Raw genomic sequence first — 23,636 nt, 5'->3', positions numbered from 1 at the left:
GTGGCGTCACGGCCGGCCGCTTGAGGCCGTCACCCGCGCCCTGATGCGGAGCGCTCCGCACCGGGGCTCGTGGTGCGCCACGGGGCTCATAGGCTGGACGCCGCAGGGCTCATAGGCTGGAGGGGGGACAGGACGATCCGGGCGAACAGCGGAGTGAGCAGGGTGAGCGAGCAGGGACAGGGCCGGGAGCGGCCGCAGGCACAGCAGCAGGAGCAGCAGGGGCAGGGTGAGCAGCCGGCGGCGCCGAAGGCCCGGCTGGTCTTCCGGGACCCGCTGGACCAGCCGTCCCGGGACGACACCGACACCGGCTGGGGCGAGCGCCCCGGAGCGGGGGAGAGCGGTGGGCGGGGGCTGGACTGGTACCTGAGCCAGCGCCCGCCGCACCACGGGGACTGAACGGGAACGTGCTCAGCGCTGCGGCGTGACCAGCGCGTCGCGGATCTCGGTGAGCAGTTGGATCTCGTTGGCCTCGGCCTCCGCCGTCTCTTCGAGGGGGCTCTTCCTTCTGGCGGCCAGCTTGTTCATGGGCACGATCAGGACGAAGTAGACGACGGCCGCGGTGATCAGGAACTGCAGGGCGGCACTGAGCACCGATCCCCACAGGATGAGGATTCCGGACGTGACCTCGCCGGTGGCGCTCGCCTCGCAGGGCCCCTTGAGGCAGGAACTGTAGGACGCCAGGTCCTTCGTCCCGAAGACACCGACGATCGGATTGATCACGCCCTTGACGAAGGCGTTGACGATGGTGGTGAAGGCCGCACCGATGACGACCGCGACGGCGAGTTCGACGACGTTTCCACGCAGCAGGAATTCCTTGAAGCCTTTCATGCCGCCGTGAACGACGAAGTCGTTTCCTGGTCACGGATGATCTTCGATGGAGCCGGATTGACAACCCGTCCGGCCCATCGCGCCGCCCGAGGGCGGCGGCAGCCCGGCCCGCGCGGGCCCGACCGCGAGCGCTGCGGCCACCGCGAGCAGCACCAGCAAGGGCACCCCGGCCCGCCGCCGTACGGCGTGCCGCCAGCGGTGCCACCCGCCGGCCCCGCGCCGGATCGGAGGGAAGCGCGGCACCTCCCGCCGGGGCGGCACGGTGGGGGCGGGCAGCGGGACGGAGAGGCTCATGGACGTCATGGTCACCACCGGGGTCGTCGGGGACCGCCCCTTTCCGGGCCGGTCGGTCTCTGGTGACCCACACGATGCGTGCCCCGCGCCGTCCCGGAAAGCCCTTATCCGCAGCCTGTGGACAACTCGACCCTGTGGACAACTTCGTACACCCGCACGAGGGACTCCGGCCCGCCCGGGATGACGAAAAGGCCCGCCGCCCCGCGAAGTGCGGGGCCGACGGGCCTTGTCGATGCTCTCTACCTGCCGCCCGGGCCGGGCCGAATGCCGCCCGCCGCGCCCGGCGGCGAGGTCAGCTCGCGGCCGGAGCCGGGCTCGAAGAGGTCGAGGAGCCGGAGGAGCTCGAAGAAGTGGAGGGCGACGACGCCGGGGTCGAGCCGGACGACGACGTGGCGCCGCCGGAGGTGCCGGTGCCCACCGTGCTGCTGGAGGACGAGCGGCTGTCGGTCCGGTAGAAGCCGGAGCCCTTGAACACGACGCCCACGGCCGAGAAGACCTTGCGGAGCCGTCCCTGGCAGTCGGGGCACGTGGTCAGCGCCTCGTCGGTGAACTTCTGCACCGCCTCCAGGCCGTTGCCGCACTCGGTGCACTGGTACTGGTACGTGGGCACTTGTCTTCCTCCTGGCACTCTCGCCTGATGAGTGCTAACGATGGTCAATGATGCGGCATTCCGCTGAATCAGTCCAGCGACTCCGATGTGAGATGAGCCGGGAGCGGCCCTCCGGCCCATCCGGGCACCACCGTCGTCGCGTGCCCGCTCAGCCCTTGGCCGCACCCACCAGCTGCGGCGCCGCGGCGCGCTCCGGCGAGGCCGTGACCGCCGCGTTCGCCGGCCCCGACGCGGTCAGCAGGTGCCGCAGCGAGACCAGCGCGACCAGGCCCAGGCCGGCGCCCGCCAGCGGCACCAGGAACCCGACGGACGGCCCGTGGCCGTCGATCAGCCGCCCGGCCGCCATCGAGCCGACCGCCAGGCCGAGGCCGATGGCACCGGTCAGCCAGGTGAAGGCCTCGGTCTTGGCGCCGTCCGCGACGAGCGTCTCGACCAGGGTGTAGCCGCTGATCAGGGTCGGCGCGATGGCCAGGCCGCAGACCAGCCCGGCGACGGTGAGCGCGATCAGGTTGGGCATCGCCCACAGCGTCGAGCAGCCCAGCACCAGCAGGGTGTAGCTCATGATCATCCGCTGCTGCACGACCCGCCGCCAGGCGATCACGCCGTACAGCACGCCGGCCACCATCGAGCCGCCCGCGAAGATCCCGTACACGGTGCCGCCGGCGCCGTGCTGCCCGACCGAGTCGGCGAAGGCGTACACCGAGACCTGCAGGCCGCCGAACACGGCGCCGACGCCGAGGAACGTCCCGGCCAGCAGCCGGACGCCGGGCGAGGCGAGCGCGGAGGCGCGCTTGGCGCCGGGGCGGTGGGCCTGGCGGGCGGGCGCGGTGTTCCGCTGGGCGGCGAAGGCCAGGCCGCCGACGACGGTCAGCGCGGCCTCGACGATCAGCCCGGTCGAGGGGCTGATGGTGGTCGCGATGGCGGCGGTCAGGATCGGGCCGATCACGAAGGTGAACTCGTCCGTGACGGACTCGAAGGCGAACGCGGTGCTCACCTTGGCCGTGGACGAGCCGGAGGCGCCGTCCGCGGTGAACTTGGCGATCCAGCGGGCCCGGACCATCGCGCCGATCTGCGGAACGCTCGCACCGGCCGGGACGGCGGCCAGGAACAGGCTCCAGGCCGGTGCGTGGCCGAGTGCCAGCGCGATCAGCGCGCCGACCGAGAGCGCGTGCACGATCACGGCCGGCACCAGCACCGCGGCCTGGCCGTAACGGTCGGCCAGCCGCCCGGTCTGCGGGCCGATCAGGGCCTGGGCGACGGCCGCCACGGCCGCGACCGTGCTGGCCGTGCCGTAGGAGCCGTGGGTCTCCTTGACGAGCAGCAGGATGCCGGTGCTGAGCATCGCGTAGGGCAAACGCGCGAGGAACGCCGGCGCCAGGAACGTCCATACGCCGGGTGTGCGCAGCAGTGTGCCGTAGCCGACGCGCGCGGGCGCGGTGGCAGTGGTGTCGGTGGTGGCGCCGGCGTCAGCGGCGGTGGTGTCGGCGGTGTCACGCGGGGTCGCGCTGTCCGCGGGGTTGTCGACCGTTCGGCGGGCCGTCACGGTCGGTCCTTCCTGCTGCCTGGTAGCGCGGCAGGGCATGGGGTGGCCCCGACGGCGCCGAGAGTCGTCCTCTCGCGCGTCGACCGGGGTAGATACCGGGTCGGCCCGGCGTGGTGGCCGGGGTCCGGACCGCGGCCGCCGAGCGGTCGCGCCAACTCTGCGTCAGGCAGATGCAGATGCTGGGTGTGATCAAACCATCATACATATACGCGCGTAGATTGTCGCGCTTTCCCCGACATGACAGCGCGCCTCCGCCCTTGTCCTGCCAATCGAAGGTGAACAGCGGATGAGGCCTTCCGGCGCCGACGGGGCGAGCCTCCCGGCGCCGGACGGCGGGACCTCCCGGCGCCGACGGGCCTCACCGCCCGTGCAGCCACCCTGCGAGCTTGCCGCCCTTGTCCACGGCCCGCAGCCGCCGCTCGGCCGCCTCGCCGACCTCGTCCGTGGTGACCACCAGCAGCTCGTCCCCGCCGCGCAGCACCGTCGCCTTGTCCGGCACGAAGGAGCTGCCCTCCCGTACCACCAGGGTGACCGCGGCCCCCTTGGGCAGTCGCAGCTCGCTGACCTCCACGCCGGACATCCGCGAGCCCGGGGCGAGCGTGACCGACAGCAGGTGCCCGTGCAGCTTCTCCAGCGGGGCGGACTCGATGTCCAGGTCCTGGCCCATCGCGCCCTCGCCGATCCGTAGCTGCTTGGCCACCCACGGCAGGGTCGGGCCCTGGATCAGGGTGAAGACGACGACCAGGATGAACACGATGTTGAAGACGTCCTGGGCCTTCGGTGCGCCCGACACCAGCGGGATGGTGGCCAGCACGATGGGGACCGCCCCGCGCAGCCCGGCCCAGCTGAGCAGTGCCTGCTCCCGGCCCGGCACCTTGAACGGGGTCAGGGTGAACACCACGGACAGCGGCCGGGCCAGGAAGACCAGCACGCCGCCGATCACCAGCGCGGGCACCACGGCGTCGCCCATCGTCTCGGGCGTGCAGAGCAGGCCGAGCAGGACGAACATGCCGATCTGCCCGATCCACGCCAGGCCGTCGGCGAAGCCCCGGACGGCCGGGCCGTGCGGCAGCTTGGAGTTCCCGAGGACCACCGCGCAGATGTAGACGGCGAGGAAGCCGGAGCCGTGCAGCAGCGCGCCGCCCGCGTAGGCGAGCACGGTCAGCGCCATCACGGCGATCGGGTAGAGGCCGGAGGAGGGCAGCGCGACGTGCTTGATCCCGTACGCGCCGAGCTTGCCGATCGCGAAGCCGATCGCCGCGCCGATCGCCAGCTCGGCGACGATCGTGCCGACCAGGACGTACCAGGAGTCCAGCTCGCCGGTGGTGGCGAAGGCGACGACCAGGATGACCACGGGCGCGTCGTTGAAGCCGGACTCGGCCTCCAGCAGGCCGGTGAGCCGGTGCGGCAGCGGGACCATGCGCAGGACGGAGAAGACGGCGGCGGCGTCGGTCGAGGAGACGATCGCGCCGAGCAGCATCGAGGTCCGCCAGTCCAGGCCGACCAGCCAGTGCGCGCCGGCCGCGGTGACGAACACGCTGACCCCGACGCCGACGGTGGCGAGCACGGTGGCGGCCGGCATCACCGGTCTGACCTCGCGCCAGCTGGTCTTGAGGCCGCCCTCGGCGAGGATCACCACGAGCGCCGTGTAGCCGAGGACCTGGGTCAGCTCGGCGTTGTTGAAGTTGACGCCGATGCCGTTCTGGCCGAGCGCGACGCCGATCCCGAGGTAGATCAGCAGGCTGGGTAGCCCTGATCGGGTGGAGATCCGCACGGCGACCACCGCGACCAGCAGGATCACGGAGAACTCGAGGAGCAGCTGGTTCAGGTGGTCGATGTTCACGCAGTGGCACCTCGGGCAGGCAGGGGCGGGCGGGGTGTCTGGTGGTGCTGAAGAGGGTGACCCGTTAAGAAGGCGTCAATGCTCCCCTTGCGGATCGTTACTCAGTCTAACATTTTGCCATATCTTTAGCTTCCTTGTCCTCTCAGGCCCCCACCGCCCCGTCCGGGCCTCCTTGTTGATCTCCCCCGAACCCACGGTGAGCGTCCCCCGTGCACGGCGCTCGGCCGACTCGGCCTAATGTGGTGCCCTGCCACGGCCCCCGGCCCTGGACACGCCCGCCCGCCCCGAAGTCAGGACCGCAAGGACCCAGATGCCCCGCTCGAAGAAGTTCCGGCGCGCCCGTCTGATCGTGATCATGCTGGTCGTGCTGCTGGTGGCCGGCGTCGGCTACGGCGGCTACCGCGGGGTCACCGCGGTCCGCGCGTCCTTCCCGGAGGTCGACGGCAGCGTCAAGGTGGCGGGCATGAGCGCGCCGGTCGACGTCAAGCGGGACGCCAACGGCATCCCCCAGCTCTACGCCGACACCTCCGAGGACCTCTTCCGCGCCCAGGGCTACGTCCAGGCGCAGGATCGCTTCTGGGAGATGGATGTCCGCCGGCACATCACCGCCGGCCGGCTGGCCGAGATGTTCGGCGACGGCCAGGTCGACACCGACGCCTTCATCCGCACCATGGGCTGGCGCCAGGTGGCGCAGAAGGAGTGGGACACCAAGCTGTCGCCCGAGTCCAAGAAGAACCTCCAGGCCTACGCGGACGGCGTGAACGCCTGGCTCGCCGAGCACCCCGGCGGCGAGAAGGCCTCGCTGGAGTACGCCCTGCTCGGCACCGTCAACGGCGACTACAAGCCCGAGCAGTGGAGCCCGGTCGACTCGGTGGCCTGGCTCAAGGCGATGGCCTGGAACCTCTCCGGGAACCTCCAGGAGGAGATCGACCGCTCGCTGCTGGCCCAGGACTTCGGCCCGGACAAGATCGCCGAGCTATACCCCGAGTACCCGTACGCCCGCAACGGCACGATCGTGAAGACCGGCACGGTGGCCGGCGACACCTACCGCCCCGCCGACGGCTCCCCCCAGTCGGGCACCGGCACCGCCACCACCCAGGGCGCGGCCACCACCAAGGCGCTGCTGCAGGGCCTCACCGACCGGGTCGACGGCCTGCCGCAGATGCTCGGCCGCCCGGGCCAGGGCATCGGCTCCAACTCCTGGGTGGTCGCCGGCACCCACACCACCACCGGCAAGCCGCTGCTGGCCAACGACCCGCACCTCGGCCCCGGCCTGCCCTCGGTCTGGTACCAGATGGGCCTGCACTGCCGCACCACCTCGCCGGCCTGCCAGTACGACGTCTCCGGCTTCACCTTCGCGGGCATGCCCGGCGTGATAATCGGCCACAACAAGGACGTCGCCTGGGGCTTCACCAACCTCGGCGCCGACGTCACCGACCTCTACCTGGAGAAGGTCACCAGTCCGGACACCTACCAGGTCGACGGCAAGGACGTGAAGTTCGACCTCCGCAAGGAGACCATCAAGGTCGCCGGCGGCGAGGACCGCACCATCACCGTCCGCACCACCCAGACCGGCGCCCCGCTCATCTCCGACCAGAGCACCGAACAGCAGAACGTCGGCAAGTACGCCCCGAACGGCACTGCCGCCCCCGACCGCGGCACCGGCGGCTACGGCGTCGCCCTGCAGTGGACCGCGCTCAGCCCCGGCAAGACCATGGACGCGGTGTTCGAGCTGGACCGGGCCCGCAACTGGGACGACTTCCGCAACGCCGCCAAGGACTTCGCCGTCCCCGCGCAGAACCTGGTCTACGCCGACGCCAAGCACATCGGCTACCAGGCCCCCGGCGACATCCCGATCCGCAGCAAGGGCGACGGCACCTACCCGGCTCCGGGCTGGGACTCCTCCTACCAGTGGAAGGGCTCGATCCCCTTCAACGCCCTGCCGTACAGCCTGGACCCGAGCGCGGGCTACATCGTCACCGCCAACCAGGCCGTGGTGGACCCGAGCTACAAGTACCCGCTCACCAAGGACTGGGAGTACGGCACCCGGGCCAAGGAGATCACCGACCAGATCGAGGGCCTGCTCAAGAACAACGGCAAGATCTCGCCGGACGACATGCAGACCATGCAGCTGGACAACACCAACATCATGGCCAAGACGCTCGTCCCGCTGCTGCTCCAGCAGCAGATCGACGACCCGTACGTGCGCGAGGCCCAGGACCTGCTGAAGGACTGGAACTACCACCAGGACGCCGATTCGGCCGCCGCCGCCTACTACAACGGCGTCTGGCGCCAGCTGCTCAACCTCGCCTTCGGCCAGAAGTTCCCGGCCGACCTGCGGGCCAAGAACAGCTGCCTGCTGGTCCGCCAGCAGGACGACCCGACCAAGCCGGACAGCTCCAGCCGGATCGTCACCGAGTGCGGCACCCGCGACCCGGGCAAGGCCCAGCCGGACGGCGGCGACCGCTGGACCGAGGTGGTGCGCCAGCAGCTGGACAAGCCCGACAGCACCTGGTGGACGTACATCGACTCCGACCACAAGGAGCAGAAGGGCCTGAACAACCTGCTCAAGGAGGCGATGAAGAACGCCCGGCAGGACCTCACCTCGCTGCTCAGCAAGGACGTCTCCACCTGGAGCTGGGGCCGCCTGCACAAGCTGACCCTGCGCGAGCAGACCCTCGGCACGGACGACTCCTCGATCGCCTCCGGCCTGGTCCACCGGCTGCTCAACCGCGGCCCGTACCGGCTCTCCGGCGGCTCGGCGGCCGTCGACGCGGCCGGCTGGAACGCGGCGGCCGGCTACCAGGTGGACTGGATCCCGTCGATGCGGATGGTGGTCGACCTGAGCGACCTCGACTCCTCGCGCTGGATCAACGTCGGCGGCGCCTCCGGCCACGCCTTCCACGACAACTACAACGACCAGACCGACCTCTGGCTCAAGGGCAAGCTGCTGACCTGGGCCTACACGCCGGACGCGGTCGAGAAGGCCACCAAGCACAAACTGGTGCTCACCAACGGCTGACCCCGCGCGACCCCGGCGGCCCCGCTCCCTGCCCGGAGCGGGGCCGCCGCCGTCTCACCCCAGCCGCTGCGGCCCGGACGGCGTGACCGCCAGGTCCACCGGCCGGTCGTGCGGCTCGGCCGGCACCTGCTCCACCAGCTCGTGCTCGTACAGCAGCACCGCCAGCACCGGCCGTGCGCCCGCCCGCGCCAGTCGGGCCAGCACCCGGTCGTAACTGCCGCCGCCGCGGCCCAGCCGCAGCCCCTGCCGGTCCACCGCCAGGCCCGGCAGCAGCACCACCGAGGCCTGTGTGACGGCCTCCGGGCCCAGCCGCGGGCCGACCGGCTCCAGCAGCCCGCGCCCCGCCGGGGCCAGCGCCTGCGGACCCTCGTACGCGGCCCAGTCCAGGTCGTTGTCGGGCAGCAGCACCGGCAGCAGCACCCGCACCCCGCGCGCCCGCAGCGCGTCCAGCAGCGGCCTGGTCCCGGGCTCGGCGCCCACCGAGACGTACGCGGCCACGGTGGTGCCCGGCGCCGCCAGCTCCCCGGCGTGCCCGGCCAGCGCGCGTGCCGCCTCCGCGCGTCCCTCGGGGGAGAGTGCGCGGCGCTCCGTCAACAGCCGTGTCCTCAGATCGCTCTTCTCGTTGTGCATCGGATCCTCCGCAACTCTGTGCCGCCGGCCGGTGTCGTCGACGCGCAGAGCCTGACACGCGAAAGGGCGTCGCGATTGTCCACCCCGCTGCTGGTCCAGGCCCTGGCCGTGCTGAGCGCCCCCGCGCTGGCCGGCGCCACCGTGCTCGGGCTGCGGCTGCGCCGGGGCGGTGCCGCAGCCGCCGCCCGGCAGGACCGGCTGCGCGAGCGGATCGCCGAGCTGGAGGCGCACTGCGCCGACCTGGAGCGCACCGCCTCCTGCGACCCGCTCACCGGCGTGTGGAACTACCGCCACCTGCAGCTCACCCTGGACCGCGAGATCGAGCGCGCCCGCCGGGCCGAGCGGACCGACCAGCCCGAAGGACCGCGCCCGCTGGCCGTGCTGCTGCTGGAGATCGCCGGCTTCGACGCGGTCGTCGCCGAGCACGGGCGCGGCCGCGCCGGCACGATACTGCGCGACCTCGCCCAGCGGCTGGCGATGGAGATCCGCCGTGCCGACACCCTCGGCCGGTACAGCGGGGAGGAGTTCCTGGTGGTGCTGCCGGACACCGGCGCCGAGGGCGCCGCGCAGGTCGCCGAACGGCTGGTCTGGTCGGTCCGCCGGCACCTGCTGCTCGACTGGTCCTCCGGCCCGCGCGAGCCCCGCCCGGCCCACGGCAACGGACTCACCGCCGCGATCGGCATCGCCGTGCTGCCCGAGGACGGCACCCACGCCGCCGTGCTGCTGCGCGCCGCCGACCGCGCGCTCGCCGAGGCCAGGGCGGCCGGCGGCGACTGCTGGCGGGTCCGCCCGCGCCCCGGGGACCGGCCCGCGGCGGAGCTGAACGCCCCGCCCGCCTGCCCTCCGGAGCACCGGACGACAGCCGAGCGTGACCGTTTGGGAAAGCCGGGTAGTGTGTCGCCCTGTGCCGGAGGGGCCCCCCTCGCTCAGCCGGTCGATTCCCATACGCCTGCCACCGTGGCCGGGCCCCGCGACGTGCTGTCATAGCCGTCGACCGCGCTCGGCCGGGCGAAAACGTGCCTGAGTAAGGTAAACGCATGACGACGACCAACTCCCGAATCCCGGTAACCAAGGCTGTGGTACCCGCGGCCGGACTGGGCACCCGCTTCCTGCCGGCAACCAAGGCCACTCCGAAGGAGATGCTGCCCGTCGTCGACAAGCCGGCCATCCAGTACGTCGTCGAGGAGGCCGCTTCCGCCGGGCTGTCCGACATACTGATGGTCACCGGCCGTAACAAGCGCGCGCTGGAGGACCACTTCGACCGCGCCTACGAGCTGGAGGAGCTGCTCTCCCGCAAGGGGGACGAGGATCGCCTGCGCCGGGTCCGCGAGTCCGTCGACCTGGCCAACATGCACTACGTCCGCCAGGGCGACCCGAAGGGCCTCGGCCACGCCGTCTCGGTCGCCGAGCAGCACGTGGCCGGCCAGCCCTTCGCCGTCCTGCTCGGCGACGACCTGATCGACCCGCGCGACCCGCTGCTCTCCCGCATGATCGAGGTGCAGCAGGAGCTCGGCGGCTCGGTCGTCGCCCTCATGGAGGTCGACCCCTCGCAGATCCACCTCTACGGCTGCGCCGCCGTCAAGGCGAACGGCTTCGGCGAGGACGTCTTCCAGGTGACCGACCTGGTCGAGAAGCCCGAGACGCACGAGGCCCCGTCGAACTACGCCGTCATCGGCCGCTACGTCCTCGACCCGCTGGTCTTCGACGTGCTGCGCGAGACCCCGCCCGGCCGCGGCGGCGAGATCCAGCTCACCGACGCCCTGCGTGAGTTGACCACCCGCGAGCCGGAGGCCGGCGGCCAGGTGCACGGCGTGCTCTTCAAGGGCCGCCGCTACGACACCGGCGACCGCGCGGACTACCTGCGCGCTATCGTCCGGCTGGCCGCCGAGCGCGCGGACCTGGGCCCGGAGTTCCGCTCCTGGCTGCGGGAGTTCGTCGCCACCGAGCTGCAGGACTGACACGACGACAGAGAGTGAGCCGCCGATGACCGGGTCCACCGAACACACCACTGGGTCCGCCGCAGCCTGCTGCGACGGGTCCGCGGACCCGGCACCGGCGGCCCCCCGCCTCTGGACGGTGGACGAGCACCTCGCCGACGTGCTGGCCGCGGTCGGCCCGCTGCCCGCCATCGAGCTGCAACTGCTCGACGCCCAGGGCTGCCGGCTCGACGAGGACGTCCGCGCCGACGGCGACCTGCCGCCCTTCGACAACAGCTCGATGGACGGCTACGCCGTCCGCACCGCCGACACGGCCGGCGCCACCGACCGCTACCCCTCGGTGCTCGCGGTCGTCGGCGACATCGCCGCCGGCGCGGACGAACTGCCCCGGGTCGGGCCCGGCCAGGCCGCCCGGATCATGACCGGCGCCCCCGTCCCACCCGGCGCCCAGGCCGTCGCCCCGGTCGAATGGACCGACGGCGGCACCGGTACCGGCGCGCCCGCCGACGCGATGACCGCGCCCGTCGAGGACGAGGAGGTCCGCGTCCTGCGCCCGGTCGCCGAGGGCGCGCACATCCGCCGCCGCGGCAGCGACGTCGCGGCCGGAGCCACCGTCCTGGAGGCCGGCACCCGGCTCGGCCCGACCCAGCTCGGCCTGCTCGCCGCGATCGGCCGCGGCACCGTGAAGGTCCGCCCGCGCCCGCGGGTCGTGGTGCTCTCCACCGGCAGCGAGCTGGTCCAGCCCGGCGAACCGGTCGGCCCCGGGCAGATCTCCGACTCCAACAGCTTCACCCTCACCGCGGCCGCCCAGGAAGCCGGTGCCATCGCCTACCGGGTCGGCGCCGTCCCGGACCGGGCCGAGCGCCTGCGCGCCGTCCTGGAGGACCAGCTCGGCCGGGCCGACCTGATCGTCACCAGCGGCGGGGTCAGCGTCGGCGCGTACGACGTGGTCAAGGAGGTCTTCGAGTCCTACGGCGGCGTCGACTTCCGCAGGCTGCGGATGCAGCCCGGCAAGCCGCAGGGCTTCGGCCGGATCGGCGGCGCGGCCGGCGTCCCGCTGCTCGCCCTGCCCGGCAACCCGGTCAGCGCCTACATCTCCTTCGAGCTGTTCGTCCGCCCGGTGATCCGCACCATGCTCGGCGCCGCTGACGTCCACCGCCCGGTGGTCCGGGCGCTCTGCCCGGCGGCACTGCGCTCGCCGGCCGGCCGCCGGCAGTTCCTGCGCGGGCGCTACTCGGCGGCGGACGGCACCGTCGAGCCGGTGGGCGGCGCCGAGTCGCACCTGGTCGGCGCCCTGGCCCGGGCGAACTGCCTGATCACCGTCCCCGAGGACGTCACCGCGCTGTCCGCCGGCAGCGAGGTCGACGTGGTGCTGCTCGGCTCCTGACCCCGGTCGCACGAGGCCGCGGGGCGCGTCCTGCCACCCGGCCCCTCCCACGGGGCGGGCCGGGGGAGCTGTACGGTAGCGCGGTATTCGATCTGCGCGCCCCTGGAGCCACCCGTGACGACACCTGCCCCTGGCGACCGCCTCACCCATGTCGACGACCAGGGCGCGGCCCGGATGGTCGACGTCTCCGAGAAGGCCACCACCGCGCGCACCGCCGTCGCGACCGGCCGGGTCCGGGTCTCCCCGACGGTGGTCGAGCTGTTGCGCGGCGAGGGGGTGCCCAAGGGTGACGCCCTCGCGGTGGCCCGGATCGCCGGGATCATGGGCGCCAAGAAGACCCCCGAGCTGGTCCCGCTCTGCCACCCGATCGCCGTCTCCGGCGTCAAGGTCGACCTCACGGTGGTGGACGACGCCGTCGAGATCACCGCCACCGTGAAGACCGCCGACCGCACCGGCGTCGAGATGGAGGCGCTGACCGCCGTCGCGGTGGCCGGCCTCACGGTGATCGACATGGTCAAGGCCGTCGACAAGGGCGCCACCATCGAGTCCGTCCGGGTGCTCAGCAAGACCGGCGGCAAGAGCGGTGACTGGTTCGCGCCGGAGGCCGGCGCATGAGGGCCCTCGCGGTGACGGTCTCCAACCGGGCCTCGGCCGGCGTCTACGAGGACAAGGGCGGCCCGCTGCTGGTGGCCGGCCTGACCGCGATGGGCTTCAGCGCCGACGGCCCCCGGGTCGTCCCGGACGGCGAGCCGGTGGAGGCCGTCCTGCGCGAGGCCGTCGCGGCCGGCTACGACGTCGTCCTCACCACCGGCGGCACCGGCATCTCGCCGATGGACCTCACCCCCGAGATGACCGCCCGGGTGATCGACCGGCAGGTCCCCGGCATCGCCGAGTCCATCCGCGCGTACGGCCGGGAGAAGGTCCCGACCTCGGCGCTCTCCCGGGGGCTGGCCGGCCTCGCCGGACGTACCCTGATCGTCAACCTGCCGGGATCGACCGGCGGCGTCCGGGACGGCCTGGCCGTCCTCGAACCGCTGCTCGCCCACGCCGTCGACCAGCTCGGCGGCGGGGACCACCCCCGGCCGGACGCCCCAGCTTCCGGGAGGGCGCACTGAACGCCGGCTGGCCGGTCGAACTCCACGAGGGGGAGGTCGTGCTGCGCCCGATCCGGGCCCGCGACCAGCGTGAGTGGCAGGAGGTCAGCCGCCGCAACCGGGACTGGCTGCGCCGCTGGGAGGCGACCGTCCCGCCCGGTCCGGCCGGGCAGGCCGCCGGGCCGCGCCCGACGTACCGGCAGATGGTCCGCTTCCTGCGCGGCGAGGCCTCGGCCGGGCGGATGCTGCCCTTCGTCGTGCTCCACAAGGGGCAGCTGGTCGGCCAGCTGACCGTCGGCGGCATCACCTGGGGCTCGATGTGCTCGGCGAACGTCGGGTACTGGATCGACGAGGCGGTGGCCGGCCGGGGCATCATGCCGACCGCCGTGGCGCTTTCGGTCAACCACTGTTTCCGCACCCTCGGACTGCACCGGATCGAGGTCTGCATCCGCCCGGAGAACGCCCCGAGCCGCCGGGTGGTGGAAAAGCTCGGCTTCCGCTCGGAGGGAATCCGCCCACGCTATCTCCACATCGACGGCGACTGGCGGGACCACCTGGTGTACGCGCTGACCGCCGAGGAGGTCCCGGAGGGGATGCTGGAACGCTGGCGGGCGATCAGTTCCGGCCGCGAGTCAACTAATTGAATATATGTTCGAAACAAATATCGATATGGCATCGGCGTGGCGGTGGACTGGCACAAATACCGGCAAAATAGTCGGAGAATCAGCTTGATCACACGACACGCCGAGCCAAATTGCTGCCAGGCCTTCCCGGCGCCCGTACGGTGTGAATCGTGAGCAGTAGTGGCCTTATCTACGCCGTCATCGTAGGGGCCTGGGCCGCCTATCTGGTGCCGATGTGGCTCCGCAGGCAGGACGAACTCAACGAGGCGCGCCCGACGGAACGCTTCAGCACCGCCATTCGCCTGCTGGCCGGGCGTTCGGGGCTGGAGCGGCGGGCAGCCCGGGCCCTGGGCGACGAACCGCGTGAAGACGAGCACGGCAGCGACGGCACTCCCGGACGGGACGAGGCCGCCGTCGGCGACCCCGCGGCGGACTCCGCGCCCTCCGCCGAGCCGTCCGCCGCCGAGCCTTCGCGTCCCGTCGAGCCCCCCGCCGTCGAGCCGGCGTCCGTCGCCGAGCCCTCGCCCGAGCGGGACGTTCGGGGGGAGCGTCCGCCGGCCGAACCGCACGGCGGTGCGCAGCGCCGGGCCCGGCTGCTGGCCCGTCGGCGCCGGATGGTCACCCTGCTCTTCCTGGCCTTCGCGCTCGGCGCCGTGGTCGCGGCGGTGGCCGGACTGGCCTTCCTCTGGGTCCCGGCCGTCCCGGCGATCCTCCTCACGCTCTACATCGGCCACCTGCGCAAGCTGGAGCGCGAGCGCTACGAGGTGAAGCTCGACCGCGCGCGGGCCGCCCAGGCGGCCGAGCGGCTGCGCAAGCGCGAGCAGCAGCGTGCCGCGGCCCGGAGCGCCCCCGTCGCGGCCCCCGCCACCCAGACCCAGACCCAGGCCCAAGGCCAAGCGCAGGCCCAGGCTCAGGTCCGGGCCCAGGCCCCGGGCGCCGGGGAGCGGGCCTGGCGCCGTCCGCACCTGCGGCTGGCCACCGACGCCGGCGAGGCCACCGTCTTCGCGCCGTCCGTCTCCGCCCCGTCCGTCTCCGCGCCGTCCGCCTCCGCGGTGGCCGAGGCGACCGAGCACGAGGAGTGGGTCGACGGCATGCGCGAGCGCGGCGCGGCCGGCCCGGACTCCTGGGAGCCGGTGCCCGTCCCGCTGCCGACGTACGTCACCGCGCCGGTCGCCCCCCGGGTCTCGCGCGGCCTCGACCTGTCGGCCCCCGGCACCTGGACCGCAGGGCGTCCCGCCGAGTCTCCCCGCAAGACCCCGCTCTTCGACCAGTACGCCGAACCCCTGGCCCCGGAGAGCCGCCCCCGCGCGGCCAACGAGTGACAGCTCCGGCCCCCGACCAGCACCGCGTCCCCGGGGGTGGTCACGGACCCCCTCCGAAAGGTGCTAGAGTTTCTTCTCGTTGGGGCTGTGGCGCAGTCCGGTAGCGCACCTCGTTCGCATCGAGGGGGTCAGGGGTTCGAATCCCCTCAGCTCCACCCAACAGAAGCCCCGCCCGGTCGTGAGACCGGGCGGGGCTTCTGCGTTGCCCGGGGCAATCCGGTGCGGGGGCGCGGGAGTTGGCCGTGTGATGGCCGTCATGGTCGGGGTGGGGCGGTGAACTGACGGTCAGTCGCGGACGATCACCACCGGACAGGGGGCGTGGTCGAGGCAGTACTGGGCGACGGTGCCGAGCGGGGCGTCGGGCGGGGTGGAGCGGCCGCGGTTGCCGAGGACGAGCAGGGCGGCGCCGGCCGCGGCGGCGACCAGGGCGGGGCCGGGCGGGCCGGCCGTGAGGCGGCGGTGCACGGACGGTGGGCGGCCGGGCGGTGGCGGGGGGCCGGGTGGGGCGCAGGAGGCCAGCGCCTCGTCGAGGATCTCGGCCGCGCGGTGCTCGCGCCCGAAGCCGTCCAGGGCGGGCGGGACGAGGCCGTGCTCGCCGTAGAGGCAGGGGAAGTCCCAGACGGCCACCGCCTCCAGCGGTCCGCCGGTGAGGACGGCCTGGCGGGCCGCCCAGCGGACGGCGGCGCGGGAGGGCGGGGAGCCGTCCACGCCGACCACGATCCTGCCGTCCGGCTGCGGGGCCATGCTTCGAGCGTAGGCCCGCGGGGCCGGGGCGGGAACGGCCGAGGGCCGGCCGGAGCGAGTCCGGCCGGCCCTCGGGGTGGGGCGGGGTGGGTCAGGGGCGCTGGGAGCCGGCGTAGGGGCCGGGCTGGGGGGCGCCGGACTGCGGCGGGACGGCGCCGTAGCGGCCCGGGCGGTGGCCGCGCGGGTGCCGGGTCAGGTTGTAGCCCAGGACGCCCGCCAGGGCGGCCAGGGCGCCGCCGCCGATGCTCCAGTACCAGCGGCTGTTCCAGCCGGAGAACCAGCCGGTGTACCAGTGTTCCTCGGGCTCCACCGGGGCGGCCGCCTTGGCGGTGCTGGCGCCGCCGCCGGCCGGCGGGACCAGCGGGGCCTTGAGCTCGCCGCCCTCCGGCTGCGCGTTGTCGGCGTTGCCCTTGGCGCTGACGTGCAACTGGACGGAGGTGGCGAGGCCGAGGTCCGGCTGCGGGACGTCGCTGACCGAGAGCCGCACGTAGTAGGTGCCGGGCAGCGGGTCGCCGGACCACGGCTCGGCCCAGGAGCGGATCTCGCGCAGGGTGCAGCTGAGCGCGAGCGTGGCGGTGTTCTGGTCGCCGGTGGCGTTCTGGGTGCCGGCCGTGCAGGACTGGCGCCGGCGCAGCCCGTCGAAGACCTCGACGGACCAGGTCTGCGGGCCGTGCCGGTCGGTCGCGGGGGCCAGGTTGACGGTCAGGCCGATCGTCGGGGTCTGGCCCTCCGAGGCGCCGAACGCCCAGTACAGGTAGTCGCCGGTGGAGGCGGCGACGTTGGCGTCCTGGCCGGGGGAGAGGTTGGTCGCGGTCAGGAAGGACGTGCCGGCCTTGGTGGCCGGGGCCGGGGTGCCGCTCGCGCTCGCCGAGGGGGACGGCGAGGCGGCCGAGGCGGCCGGCGCGGCCAGCGCGAGGGCGGGCAGCAGGGTGAGGGCGGCGAGGGCGCCGCGAAGGGTCGTACGCATGGTCAGTTCTCCCGCCAGACAGAGATCCGCCAGCGCGCGATCCAGCCGAACACCAGGCCGAACACCAGGCCGGCGAGGGTGAGGGTGAGCAGCAGGATCCAGCCGCGGCCCAGCCCCATCGCCGCGCCCTCGGGGGCGGACGAGGCGGTGGCCAGGTCGACGGTCAGTTCCAGCGGCAGGCCCGGGTCGGCCTGGACGCCGGCCTGCGGGGCCAGCGAGTTGCTGACGACCAGGCAGACGGCCGTCTCCGGCTTGGCGCTCGGCGAGGAGGTCGGACTGGCCGTGACGTAGCCCTTGGAGTCGCCGGTGGACCAGCGCAGGCCGGTGGAGATCACGTCGGTGCGGCTGCTGCCGGCGTCGGTACCGCGGACCAGCTCCTGGCCGGTCGCGCTGGTGGCCTGCAGCAGGACGCCGTAGTCCCGGGCCACCGCGCGGTCCAGGCCCACGCTGACCGAGGCACGCAGCTCCTGGCCGGACTTGACCGGGACCTTGTAGACGCGGTGCTCGGAGAACTTCTCGCGGTCGCTGTACACGCCCGGGGCGAGGACGGGGGCGTTCTCGCACTTGTCGGTGCCGACGGTCTTCACCGGGGTCACCGCGTAGGTGTCGTTGGAGCGGTCGACCAGCTGCTTCACCTTGTCGGTGAGCTGCTCCTGGGTGCGGACGTCGGTGTAGGTGCCGCCGGTCGCGTTGGCGATGCAGAGCAGCTGCTGACGGGTCTTGTCGTCGTGGGCCAGGCCGAGGGTGTCGACGACCAGGTGGATGCCCTGGGAGGCGAGTTCGCGGGCCACGTCGCAGGGGTCGGGCGGGGTGCAGGTGTCCTCGCCGTCGGTGATCAGCACCACCCGGCGGGTGGTCTCGCCCTTGCCGAGGTCCTGGGCCGCGCCGCGCAGGGCCAGGCCGATCGGGGTCCAGCCGGTGGGGCGCAGGGTGGCGACCGCCGTCTTGGCCTCGACCTTGTTGGTCTTGCCGACCGGGAACAGCTGCTTGGTGTCCTGGCAGCCCTGGTTCTTGTCGTTGCCGGGGTAGGTCGCGCCCAGGGTGCGGATGCCGAACTCGGTTTCCGCGGGCAGCGCGTCGATCACGTCGTTCAGCGACTGCTGGGCCACCGAGATGCGGCTCTTGCCCTGGATGTCCCGCTCGTTCATGGAGCCGCTGACGTCCAGGACAAGGTCGACCCGGGGGGCCTCCTGGGGCGCGGCGGCGGCGCCGGCTGATGGTTCGTCGGCGTGGGCGGGCAGGCCGAGGAGCAGCGAGGCGCCCGTTATCGCCAGGGCGGCCAGCAGGCCGCCGAGCCTGGTCTTTGGTCGTCGTCCGGTAGTCACCCGGGAGATCCTAGGGATCATCAGTTCGCCATGGCCAAACGAGTCCGGATCGTGCCCCACCCCGCCCCGGCGTGAACTCCGGCGCTTGGACGGGCGGTCGGAGCCGGGCGGGACGGCCGGGATTTACGCGGGCCCTACCCGTGCTGGATAGCCTTCCGTGCGAACTCGCCTGAACCCGTGCGGGTTCGCCGAGCCGGGTGGGAGTGGACGGGGGCGGGGTCGGGATGGAGCTGGCGGCGGTCGGCAAGCGGTACGGGCGGCGCGGGCGGTGGATCCTGCGCGGGGTCGATCTCGCCGTCGGGCCGGGGGAGTTGGTGCGGATCGCCGGGGCGAACGGGAGTGGCAAGTCGACGCTGCTGCGACTGGTGGCCGGGATCGAGCGGCCGACCGCCGGGCGGGTGGTCCGCCCGGGCGCCGCCGCGTACGTACCCGAACGCTTCCCGCCCGCGCTGCCGTTCGACGCCGCCTCGTACCTGCAGCGGGTGGGCCGGGTGCACGGGCTGTCGGCGGAGTCGGCGCGGCGGCGGGCCGGGGAGTGGCTGGACCGCTTCGGCATCGCGGACCGGGCGGGCACACCGCTGAGCCGGCTGTCGAAGGGCACCTGCCAGAAGGTCGCGGTCGCGCAGGCGCTGCTCGCCGAGGCCCGGGTGCTGCTGCTGGACGAGGCCTGGACCGGGCTCGACCCCGAGGCCAGGGCGGTGCTGGACGAGGCGGCCGCCGAGCGGGCGGCGGACGGCGGCACGGTGCTGTTCGTCGACCACGACCCGGCCCGGCTGGCCGGTCTGACCAGCGCGGCCTACCGGGTCGGCGCGGACGGCGCGCTGCGGCCCGCCGAGCAGGTGGAGCCCGTGCCGGACGGCGGCGGCCCGGTGACGGAGATCGAGGTGGACGTCCCGGGCGGCTCGCCGCTGCCGCCCCGGCTGCCCGGGGCGCCGCGGCCGACCCCGCTGGCCGGCACGGCCGTGCGGCTGACCGTGCCGGCCGCGCACTCGGACGCGCTGCTGCGCCGGTTGCTGCTCGGCTGCCCGGCCGTCCGGGTGCTGGCGGTGCGGCGCCGGGAGGAGGAGCGATGAGGCAGGTCGGGGCGCTGACCCGGTACCACCTGGAGCTGCTGGTGCGCTCGCACGCCTGGCTGCCGCCGTTCCTGACGTACGCGTTGCTGCTGGTGGTGGGTGTGACGGCGGGCAACCCGCTGCTGGGCGACCTCGGCTACGGCGCGGCGGTGCTGCTGCCGGTGAGCGCCTGGTACGTGCGCAGCGTGCTCGGCGCGGAGCCGCCGGCCGCGCGGGCCTGCCTGGTGGCGGCGGCGGGGCCGCTGCGGGTGCACCTGGGCGCGCTGCTGGCGGCGCTGACGGCCGGGCTGGTGCTGGCGGTGGCCGAGGTGGCGGTGCTGTGGTGGCTGAGCGGGACGGTGGCCAACCCGGGGGTGGAGCGGCAGCCGTCGGCCGGATCGGCGCTGGCGGCCGGGCTGCTGACGGCGGTGGTGTGCGTGCTGCTGGGGGTGCTGGCCGGGGTGCCGGCCAACCGGCCGGTGCTGATGCGGCCGCAGTACGGCATCGCGCTGGCGCTGGCGCTCGCCACGGTGGCGCTGGTGGCGCCCGCCTCCCCGGCAAACGCGGCGGTCCGCGTCCTGGTCTCCGCCGCCCGGACCGGCCGGGTGGCCGTGCCGTGGGGCGAACTGCCGCTCGCCGCCGCCCTGCTGGCCGCGGCGGTGGCCGGGACGGCGGCGCTGGCCGGTCGGCGGCCCGAGTAGGAGGCCTGGAGGATTCCCGGCAATAGCGGACACACCGTAGCGAAGAGCGAATAAATATGGATAAAGCTCGTTAGGGTGACGAACCGGGGCGCGGGGGCCCGCCGTACCGGCGCCCGGACCCGGCCGGCACGTCCGATTCGTTGGAAGGACCCGCAGTGAGCAACCTCTTCGCGATCGCCTACCCGGACCTCGCCACCGCCCAGGCGGTACGCAACGAAGCGATCGGCCTGCAGAAGCAGCAGCTGATCGACCTGGAGGACGTGGTCGTCGTGGAGCGCCGCGACGACGGCAGGATCAAGCTGCACCAGCAGGTCAGCACCACCGGCGCGGGCGCCGCGACGGGCGCGCTGTGGGGCGGCGTCATCGGGTTGCTGTTCTTCATGCCCTTCCTCGGCGCGGCGCTCGGCGGCGCGACCGGAGCCGCCGTCGGCGCCTCCACGGACATCGGGGTGGACGACGACTTCATGCGCGAGGTCGGGCAGCACCTCCGGCCGGGCACCGCGGCGGTCTTCCTGCTGGTCCGCAAGGCCACCGCCGACAAGGTCGTCCCGGCGCTGGCCCGCCACGGCGGCCAGATCATCCAGACCTCGCTGTCCGCCGCCGCCGAGGCCGAGCTGAAGGCGACCGTCGAGGCGTCCCGGGCGCAGGCCTCTCCCCCCTCCGCCTGACCCCCGCACCACCCGACAGCCGCTCACGTCGGGGCGGACCGGCCCCGTACCGCCGGTCCGCCCCGATCGGCACCCCCGGAGAGCGTTCCGGAGAGGCGTTCCCGGTACCCCGCGACCCCCAGGACGGTCCGTGGCGACACCCCCCGCCGTGACGAGAGCCGCCGCCCGGCCGAGCCGGCCGGTGCCGACCAGGCGCGGCACCGAGCTCGCGCTGGTCCTGGCCGCCGTGCTGACCGCCGTGTTCGGCTACGTCGAGGTCGGCGTCAACCTGGACGGCAAGGTGCCCGCCGACGCGGCCCAGTACGGTGCCGCGCTCGGCGTGCTCGCCCTGCTGGCGCACGCCGTGGTCCGCTGGCGGGCCCGGTACGCGGACCCGCTGCTGCTGCCGATCGCGGTGCTGCTCAACGGGATCGGCCTGGTGGTGATCTACCGGCTCGACCGGGCCTCCTCGGGCGCCGGCGCGGCCTCCACCCAGCTGCTCTGGTCGAGCCTGGGGGTGGCACTGTTCATCCTGGTCGTGCTGCTGGTGCGCGACCACCGGCGGCTGCAGCGGTACGCCTACCTCGGGGCTCTGGTGGCGCTGGTCCTGCTGGTGCTGCCGATCTTCTTCCCACCGGTGTACGGCTCGCGGATCTGGATCGTGATCGGGCCGCTGTCCTTCCAGCCGGGGGAGTTCGCCAAGGTCCTGCTGGCCGTCTTCTTCGCCGCCTACCTGGCGGTGCACCGGGACGCGCTGGCGCTCACCGGCCGCCGGGTCTGGCGCTGGCAGCTGCCGCGCGGCCGGGTGCTCGGGCCGGTGCTGCTGATCTGGGCCGCGTTCGTCGGCGTCCTGGTGCTGGAGACGGACCTCGGCACCTCGCTGCTGTTCTTCGGCCTGTTCGTGGTGATGCTGTACGTGGCCACCGCGCGCACCGGCTGGATCGCGATCGGGCTGGTGCTGGCGGCGGTCGGGGCGGTCACGGTGGGCTGGCTCTCGCCGCACGTGCACAGCCGGGTGACGGACTGGCTGGACCCGCTGGGCTCGATCGCGGCCGGCAAGGGCGCCAACCAGATCGCCCAGTCGCTGTTCGCCTTCGCCTGGGGCGGGGAACTGGGCACCGGGCTCGGCAACGGGCACTCGGTGCTGATCGGCTTCGCCGCCAAGTCGGACTTCATCCTCGCCACCATCGGCGAGGAGCTCGGCCTGACCGGGCTGATCGCGGTGTTCCTGCTGTACGCGCTGCTGGTCTCCCGGGGGTTCCGGACGGGCATCGCGCTGCGCGACCCGTTCGGGCGGCTGCTGGCGATCGGGCTGGCCGCGATCGTCGGCCTGCAGGTGTTCGTGGTGGCCGGCGGGGTGCTCGGCCTCATCCCGCTGACCGGGATGACCCTGCCGTTCGTCGCCCAGGGCGGCTCCTCGGTGGTCACCAACTGGATCATCGTGGCGCTGCTGGTGCGGATGAGCGACATCGCCCGCCGGCCGGCGCCCTTGGCGTCGGAGGAGTCCTGATGGCGCGCAACCGTCCCCGTCCGCGTCCCCGGGGCAACGGGCCGCAGGGCCTGCCCGGCATCTCCGTCACCGGGCGCCGCGCGGGCACCTTCTGCCTGCTGCTGATCGCGGCGCTGTGCGTCCAGGCCACCCGGGTGCAGGTGTTCCAGTCCGACGACCTCGACCACAACGCCGCCAACCAGCGGCTCACCATCGAGCGGTACTCGCAGCCGCGGGGCAACATCCTGGTCGGCGCGGACACCGTGACCGGCTCCGAGCCCACCGGCGGCCGGTACGACTACAAGCGCACCTACACCGACGGCCCGATGTACGCGGCCGCCACCGGCTTCGCCTCGCAGGCGTACGGCAACACCCAGCTGGAGGGGGTCGAGGACGACCTGCTGTCCGGCACCGACAGCCGGCTGTCCGGCTGGGCGGTCTGGGACGCCGTCGCCCGCAGGCAGAACCCCGGCGGGGACGTCTACACCACGCTGAACCGGGCGGCCCAGGAGGCCGCGGTGCGCGGGCTCGGCAGCCAGAAGGGCGCGGTGGCCGCGATCGAACCGGCCACCGGCCGGATCCTGGCCCTGGCCAGCACGCCGTCCTACGACCCGGGCAGCTTCGCCGGCTCCTCCTCGGCCGACCAGGCCGCCTGGAACCGGCTGCAGGCCGACACCGACCAGCCGATGCTCAACCGGGCGCTGCGCCAGACCTACCCGCCGGGCTCGACCTTCAAGGTGGTCACGGCGGCGGCCGCGCTCGCGGACGGGGTGGTGACCGACATCGACGCGCCGACCTCCGCGCCGTACCCGTACGTGCTGCCCGGGACGACCACGCCGCTGGTCAACGACAGCTCGGCGTGCGACGAGCCCGAACTGTCGCTGGACACCGCGATGGTCTACAGCTGCAACAGCGTGCTGGGCTACCTCGGGGTGCAGACCGGGCTGGACCGGATGGTGGCGATGGCCGAGAACTTCGGCTTCAACGACGCCAGGCTGGACATGCCGGTGCGCCCGGCCCGGTCCAACTTCGACACGAAGATGAACCAGTCGCAGGTCGCGCTCTCCTCGATCGGGCAGTTCGACACCGCGGCCACCCCGCTGGTGATGGCGATGGTCGCGGCCGGGGTCGCGAACAACGGGACGGTGATGCGTCCACAGCTTGTGGACAAGCTGACGAGGAGCGACGGCACCACGGTGCAGCTGACCAAGCCCGCCGTGTACCGGCAGGCGATGACCCCGGCGGTGGCCGGGCAGATCCAGCAGCTGATGACCGACGTGGTGGAGAACGGCACCGGCGGCAACGCCCGGATCGGCGGTGCGGTGGTCGGCGGGAAGACCGGCACCGCGCAGCACGGGGTGGGCAACAGCGGGACGCCGTACGCCTGGTTCATCTCCTGGGCCGGGCCCGCCGGCTCCGACGCGGTGCCGCCGGTGGCGGTGGCCGTGGTGATCGCGGACAGTGACGCCACGGACGTCACCGGTGGCGGGCTGGCGGCGCCGATCGCCCGCTCGGTGATGCGGGCGGTGCTCGGCCGCTGACCGGCCGACCGCCGCTGAGCTGCCGTTTAGTCGCCGA

At 73.5% G+C, this 23,636-nt stretch carries 23 protein-coding genes and 1 tRNA gene; 15 read left to right on the top strand and 9 right to left on the bottom strand.

What is annotated here, in order from left to right; all coding sequences use genetic code 11:
* Window positions 1-162: 162 nt before the first annotated feature.
* The gene (locus ACIOJE_RS26610; protein WP_280678496.1) at window positions 163-396 is read left to right on the top strand and encodes a hypothetical protein; all 234 of its coding nucleotides are present in this window, start codon (window positions 163-165) and stop codon (window positions 394-396) included.
* Window positions 397-408: 12 nt separating this feature from the next.
* Here the strand turns inward: ACIOJE_RS26610 and mscL are convergent, their stop codons facing one another.
* The 5 genes from mscL to ACIOJE_RS26585 all read right to left on the bottom strand — a co-directional run bounded on the left by mscL (window position 409) and on the right by ACIOJE_RS26585 (window position 5,118).
* On the bottom strand, window positions 409-828 hold the full coding sequence (gene mscL / locus ACIOJE_RS26605; RefSeq protein WP_280678494.1) for a large conductance mechanosensitive channel protein MscL: 420 nt from the start codon (window positions 826-828) through the stop codon (window positions 409-411).
* A 30-nt stretch (window positions 829-858) separates the two neighbouring features.
* Window positions 859-1,122, bottom strand: coding sequence for a hypothetical protein (locus tag ACIOJE_RS26600; RefSeq protein ID WP_280678492.1), 264 nt, complete (start codon window positions 1,120-1,122; stop codon window positions 859-861).
* A gap of 292 nt (window positions 1,123-1,414) precedes the next feature.
* Window positions 1,415-1,732, bottom strand: coding sequence for an FmdB family zinc ribbon protein (locus tag ACIOJE_RS26595; RefSeq protein WP_400779327.1), 318 nt, complete (start codon window positions 1,730-1,732; stop codon window positions 1,415-1,417).
* A gap of 148 nt (window positions 1,733-1,880) precedes the next feature.
* Window positions 1,881-3,275: an MFS transporter gene (locus ACIOJE_RS26590; protein WP_280678487.1), complete on the bottom strand. Its 1,395-nt coding sequence runs from the start codon at window positions 3,273-3,275 to the stop codon at window positions 1,881-1,883.
* Between the two features lie 358 nt (window positions 3,276-3,633).
* Window positions 3,634-5,118, bottom strand: coding sequence for a potassium/proton antiporter (locus tag ACIOJE_RS26585; protein WP_280678485.1), 1,485 nt, complete (start codon window positions 5,116-5,118; stop codon window positions 3,634-3,636).
* Window positions 5,119-5,428: 310 nt separating this feature from the next.
* Between ACIOJE_RS26585 and ACIOJE_RS26580 the strand changes: the two genes are divergently transcribed.
* Entirely contained in the window at window positions 5,429-8,140 is a 2,712-nt protein-coding gene (locus ACIOJE_RS26580) for a penicillin acylase family protein (protein WP_280678483.1), read from the top strand.
* 54 nt (window positions 8,141-8,194) lie between these two features.
* On the opposite strand, the gene ACIOJE_RS26575 is transcribed toward ACIOJE_RS26580, so the two are convergent.
* A complete protein-coding gene (locus ACIOJE_RS26575; RefSeq protein ID WP_280678481.1) occupies window positions 8,195-8,770 on the bottom strand; it encodes a 5-formyltetrahydrofolate cyclo-ligase in 576 nt (191 codons plus the stop codon).
* Window positions 8,771-8,845: 75 nt separating this feature from the next.
* Here ACIOJE_RS26575 and ACIOJE_RS26570 point away from each other — a divergent pair, with 75 nt between their 5' ends.
* The 8 genes from ACIOJE_RS26570 (at window position 8,846) to ACIOJE_RS26535 (ending at window position 15,288) form a co-directional block, all read left to right on the top strand.
* Entirely contained in the window at window positions 8,846-9,757 is a 912-nt protein-coding gene (locus tag ACIOJE_RS26570) for a GGDEF domain-containing protein (RefSeq protein ID WP_400779323.1), read from the top strand.
* A gap of 50 nt (window positions 9,758-9,807) precedes the next feature.
* Window positions 9,808-10,728, top strand: coding sequence for a UTP--glucose-1-phosphate uridylyltransferase GalU (gene galU / locus ACIOJE_RS26565; protein ID WP_280678477.1), 921 nt, complete (start codon window positions 9,808-9,810; stop codon window positions 10,726-10,728).
* A gap of 25 nt (window positions 10,729-10,753) precedes the next feature.
* Window positions 10,754-12,094, top strand: coding sequence for a gephyrin-like molybdotransferase Glp (glp, locus tag ACIOJE_RS26560; RefSeq protein ID WP_400779321.1), 1,341 nt, complete (start codon window positions 10,754-10,756; stop codon window positions 12,092-12,094).
* A 114-nt stretch (window positions 12,095-12,208) separates the two neighbouring features.
* Complete coding sequence (gene moaC / locus ACIOJE_RS26555) at window positions 12,209-12,709, top strand: cyclic pyranopterin monophosphate synthase MoaC (RefSeq protein ID WP_280678473.1); 501 nt, start codon at window positions 12,209-12,211, stop codon at window positions 12,707-12,709.
* Window positions 12,706-13,209 carry a MogA/MoaB family molybdenum cofactor biosynthesis protein gene (locus tag ACIOJE_RS26550; RefSeq protein WP_280678471.1) on the top strand — a complete coding sequence of 168 codons (504 nt, stop codon included), beginning with the start codon at window positions 12,706-12,708 and terminating at the stop codon, window positions 13,207-13,209. Before moaC ends, ACIOJE_RS26550 begins: the two co-directional genes overlap by 4 nt.
* Window positions 13,210-13,247: 38 nt before the next feature.
* Window positions 13,248-13,832, top strand: coding sequence for a GNAT family N-acetyltransferase (locus tag ACIOJE_RS26545; protein ID WP_400673665.1), 585 nt, complete (start codon window positions 13,248-13,250; stop codon window positions 13,830-13,832).
* 149 nt (window positions 13,833-13,981) lie between these two features.
* Window positions 13,982-15,133 carry a gephyrin-like molybdotransferase receptor GlpR gene (gene glpR / locus ACIOJE_RS26540; RefSeq protein WP_400779318.1) on the top strand — a complete coding sequence of 384 codons (1,152 nt, stop codon included), beginning with the start codon at window positions 13,982-13,984 and terminating at the stop codon, window positions 15,131-15,133.
* Window positions 15,134-15,214: 81 nt separating this feature from the next.
* Window positions 15,215-15,288, top strand: a tRNA-Ala gene (locus ACIOJE_RS26535).
* Between the two features lie 130 nt (window positions 15,289-15,418).
* Here ACIOJE_RS26535 and ACIOJE_RS26530 read toward each other — a convergent pair.
* The 3 genes from ACIOJE_RS26530 to ACIOJE_RS26520 form a co-directional block, all read right to left on the bottom strand.
* Window positions 15,419-15,877 (bottom strand): universal stress protein, encoded by a 459-nt coding sequence (locus tag ACIOJE_RS26530; protein ID WP_280678467.1) that lies wholly within the window; start codon window positions 15,875-15,877, stop codon window positions 15,419-15,421.
* A 91-nt stretch (window positions 15,878-15,968) separates the two neighbouring features.
* Entirely contained in the window at window positions 15,969-16,844 is an 876-nt protein-coding gene (locus ACIOJE_RS26525; RefSeq protein WP_280678465.1) for a peptidase, read from the bottom strand.
* Window positions 16,845-16,846: 2 nt separating this feature from the next.
* Entirely contained in the window at window positions 16,847-18,169 is a 1,323-nt protein-coding gene (locus ACIOJE_RS26520) for a VWA domain-containing protein (RefSeq protein ID WP_280678463.1), read from the bottom strand.
* Between the two features lie 224 nt (window positions 18,170-18,393).
* Here ACIOJE_RS26520 and ACIOJE_RS26515 point away from each other — a divergent pair, with 224 nt between their 5' ends.
* The 5 genes from ACIOJE_RS26515 to ACIOJE_RS26495 all read left to right on the top strand — a co-directional run bounded on the left by ACIOJE_RS26515 (window position 18,394) and on the right by ACIOJE_RS26495 (window position 23,599).
* A complete protein-coding gene (locus ACIOJE_RS26515; RefSeq protein ID WP_400779444.1) occupies window positions 18,394-19,242 on the top strand; it encodes an ATP-binding cassette domain-containing protein in 849 nt (282 codons plus the stop codon).
* Complete coding sequence (locus ACIOJE_RS26510) at window positions 19,239-19,922, top strand: ABC transporter (RefSeq protein ID WP_400779315.1); 684 nt, start codon at window positions 19,239-19,241, stop codon at window positions 19,920-19,922. Before ACIOJE_RS26515 ends, ACIOJE_RS26510 begins: the two co-directional genes overlap by 4 nt.
* A gap of 155 nt (window positions 19,923-20,077) precedes the next feature.
* Window positions 20,078-20,590, top strand: coding sequence for a DUF1269 domain-containing protein (locus ACIOJE_RS26505; RefSeq protein WP_280678459.1), 513 nt, complete (start codon window positions 20,078-20,080; stop codon window positions 20,588-20,590).
* Window positions 20,591-20,720: 130 nt separating this feature from the next.
* Complete coding sequence (locus ACIOJE_RS26500; protein ID WP_400779313.1) at window positions 20,721-22,079, top strand: FtsW/RodA/SpoVE family cell cycle protein; 1,359 nt, start codon at window positions 20,721-20,723, stop codon at window positions 22,077-22,079.
* Window positions 22,079-23,599 (top strand): penicillin-binding transpeptidase domain-containing protein, encoded by a 1,521-nt coding sequence (locus ACIOJE_RS26495; RefSeq protein ID WP_280678455.1) that lies wholly within the window; start codon window positions 22,079-22,081, stop codon window positions 23,597-23,599. Before ACIOJE_RS26500 ends, ACIOJE_RS26495 begins: the two co-directional genes overlap by 1 nt.
* Window positions 23,600-23,636: the final 37 nt, after the last annotated feature.

It is taken from the genome of Kitasatospora sp. NPDC087861 (assembly GCF_044742585.1).
Classification (GTDB): domain Bacteria; phylum Actinomycetota; class Actinomycetes; order Streptomycetales; family Streptomycetaceae; genus Kitasatospora.
Note: the sequence above shows the minus strand (reverse complement) of the source record. Positions and strands in the feature narration are given on the sequence as shown.

Coding starts and splice junctions, on each gene's coding strand:
- ACIOJE_RS26530 (WP_280678467.1), bottom strand. CDS start 15,877: ATGGCCCCGCAGCCGGACGGCAGGATCGTGGTCGGCGTGGACGGCTCC.
- ACIOJE_RS26580 (WP_280678483.1), top strand. CDS start 5,429: ATGCCCCGCTCGAAGAAGTTCCGGCGCGCCCGTCTGATCGTGATCATG.
- ACIOJE_RS26550 (WP_280678471.1), top strand. CDS start 12,706: ATGAGGGCCCTCGCGGTGACGGTCTCCAACCGGGCCTCGGCCGGCGTC.
- ACIOJE_RS26575 (WP_280678481.1), bottom strand. CDS start 8,770: ATGCACAACGAGAAGAGCGATCTGAGGACACGGCTGTTGACGGAGCGC.
- ACIOJE_RS26525 (WP_280678465.1), bottom strand. CDS start 16,844: ATGCGTACGACCCTTCGCGGCGCCCTCGCCGCCCTCACCCTGCTGCCC.
- glp (WP_400779321.1), top strand. CDS start 10,754: ATGACCGGGTCCACCGAACACACCACTGGGTCCGCCGCAGCCTGCTGC.
- ACIOJE_RS26510 (WP_400779315.1), top strand. CDS start 19,239: ATGAGGCAGGTCGGGGCGCTGACCCGGTACCACCTGGAGCTGCTGGTG.
- mscL (WP_280678494.1), bottom strand. CDS start 828: ATGAAAGGCTTCAAGGAATTCCTGCTGCGTGGAAACGTCGTCGAACTC.
- ACIOJE_RS26495 (WP_280678455.1), top strand. CDS start 22,079: ATGGCGCGCAACCGTCCCCGTCCGCGTCCCCGGGGCAACGGGCCGCAG.
- ACIOJE_RS26600 (WP_280678492.1), bottom strand. CDS start 1,122: ATGAGCCTCTCCGTCCCGCTGCCCGCCCCCACCGTGCCGCCCCGGCGG.
- ACIOJE_RS26515 (WP_400779444.1), top strand. CDS start 18,394: ATGGAGCTGGCGGCGGTCGGCAAGCGGTACGGGCGGCGCGGGCGGTGG.
- galU (WP_280678477.1), top strand. CDS start 9,808: ATGACGACGACCAACTCCCGAATCCCGGTAACCAAGGCTGTGGTACCC.